Here is a 1,101-nt window from a genome sequence, read left to right on the forward strand (position 1 = left end):
TTCAGTAATTCTTTTCTTGTAGCCAATTCTGTTGTAGTCCATTGAGGTAGGTCTCCAATATCTGTATTCAAACTAATTGACGAAACCTGAAATATTGGTTTTTTTATAGCAAAAGAATCGTTACTACCAGTTTCATTATCTGTTGGCCCCATAAAAGTTAAGTTTTCTAAATGATTTTTTATAGGTTCAAGTGTTGAGTCTAACACAGAGCCAGAAGCATTTCTTGGATAAACATGTTCAATTGTGGTACTGGTAAAGTCATAAACCCTTGTTTTATCAATGCACTCAGGAGTGTTATTTGCACCTAAATCATACCATCTTTTATAATGTTCTAGTGTCATTAGTAAATATTTTAAAGGCTTGTTTCCACCTCCAACTTTGTATGATAATCCGTCAAGACCAGCTCTAAATTGAGTTAGAGTTACTTTGCCATTCATTAAGGTATTTAAATCTGCTCTTAAGGTATTAACATCATAAGCTGCAACATCAGCTCTTATTGATAAACAATGGCTATGAAAAACTGATACTGCTGCTTCTATATGAGCATTTGCTATCACTTTGTATTTGAATAAAAATAATTCTAGTATTTGAGTAATCTCCGAAAACTTCCTTTCACCAAGATGATAGGATGCTAATAATAAAGGTAGGGAAACTGTAAGTCCAAGTTCACGAATCAATATATCTAATCGGTTTCTATCCCATTCGGTTATTGGTCGTCTAGTTATAGAGAAAGGCCATGATCCAGTGGATATTTTCCTTGCAACTTTAATTTCATCTAAAATTTTCCTAGTAGATTCAAGTATCCTGTCAGCATCTTGAGTTGAAATAGAGGTATTACTATGTTGAGGATAGAAATAAGAAAGGGAGTCATCAAATAACGTATTTCTGCCAGCTCTAACACCTTTATGTGATTGATAAATCCATCTTAAGTAATTTTCTGTGGACTTAGATTTTTCCATTAGTATTTGATCCCATTGAGATTCTGTAGAATCTTGTTGAGTTGGATACCCCTCTAGTAATTCTAATGTTTTTGCCCTTAATAAATCACCTTCAGTTAAACTTTTTCCTCTATCATTTAAAACTTGGAATAGTTTATAGGCT

The 1,101-nt window shown here is 33.0% G+C and carries 1 protein-coding gene; it reads right to left on the reverse strand.

Annotated features, from left to right (window positions below):
• Positions 1 to 1,101: HNH endonuclease family protein (locus tag DWA30_RS12815; RefSeq protein ID WP_136073208.1), on the reverse strand; the 1,101-nt coding region annotated here is incomplete at both ends.

Origin of the sequence: Candidatus Ulvibacter alkanivorans (assembly GCF_003333325.1) — a bacterium.
Taxonomy (GTDB): Bacteria; Bacteroidota; Bacteroidia; order Flavobacteriales; family Flavobacteriaceae; genus Ulvibacter_A; species Ulvibacter_A alkanivorans.